This is a genomic window from Burkholderia sp. ABCPW 14, assembly GCF_001523835.1.
Taxonomy (GTDB): domain Bacteria; phylum Pseudomonadota; class Gammaproteobacteria; order Burkholderiales; family Burkholderiaceae; genus Burkholderia; species Burkholderia mayonis.
Window position 1 is genome coordinate 1 of record NZ_LOVS01000039.1, and the last position, 882, is coordinate 882.

Genomic DNA, 882 nt, shown 5'->3' on the forward strand with positions numbered 1-882 from the left:
CGCGCCGAAGATCCGGCTCGTCGCCGAGGACGGCAGCTATCTCGAGATCGGCGACGGCATCACGCTCGGCACGAACGGCGACATCAAGCTGCTGTCGGCGTCGCACCAGTGGGGCGGGCCGTCGACGACGCAGGCGACGAAGAGCGCGTTCAACCATCAGCCGACGGATCAGCGGTTCAAGCTGCACTACCCGGGCGAGGACGGCGATCTGCCGGCGGCGGCAAACAAGTCATTCCGGATCACACTGGACGACGGGCGCGTCATCGAGGGCAAGACCGATGCGAGCGGCCTGACGGACCTGGTCAAGGACGACGCGATGCGTATCGCGAAGGTCGACTATCTGAAGCCGAAGCTTTGAATCCGAGCGAACGATGAGCGATAACAACGATCAGTATCACGCGGCCGCCCAAGGGGCGGGCGTTACGATGGCGAATCGGCCGGGCGATCGGCCCGTTCAGGTTCCGGCCGATCTTCCGGGCGTGGTGATCTTCATTCATGGCGTCAACGATCCGGGTGCGGCCTATGCGACCGTTGAGCGCGGGCTCTGCCAAGGGCTCAATGAGCGCCTGTCGCGAAGCGATCTGCGGCCGGGCGAATACGGCCAGCGGTATGCGAGCGCGTCGGCGGCGCAACAGAAAGGGGAAAAGCTAAAGTACGCAAAAATACTGCGTGGTCCGGACATGTACCTCTACGAACGCTCAGAAACTAGCGGCACCCATAGCATGTTTCTCCCGTTTTACTGGGGCTATCGGGCGGCGGACAACGAGATCGCGAAGGTGAACAGGCCGGGCGAGGTCAAGAGCCGCGTGGCGGACAGCGACGGCAATCTGCTGACGCGCGGCCAGTATCAGGACATCCACGCGAACCGGCTCGATGCCCATT

The 882-nt window shown here is 63.5% G+C and carries 1 protein-coding gene and 1 pseudogene; both read left to right on the forward strand.

Annotated elements, in window-relative coordinates:
* A pseudogene (locus tag WS62_RS05745) lies at positions 1 to 358 on the forward strand (type VI secretion system tip protein VgrG); the annotation flags it as partial.
* 13 nt (positions 359 to 371) lie between these two features.
* A partial coding sequence (locus tag WS62_RS05750; RefSeq protein ID WP_442855061.1) for a T6SS effector phospholipase Tle3 domain-containing protein occupies positions 372 to 882 on the forward strand: 511 nt, incomplete at its 3' end.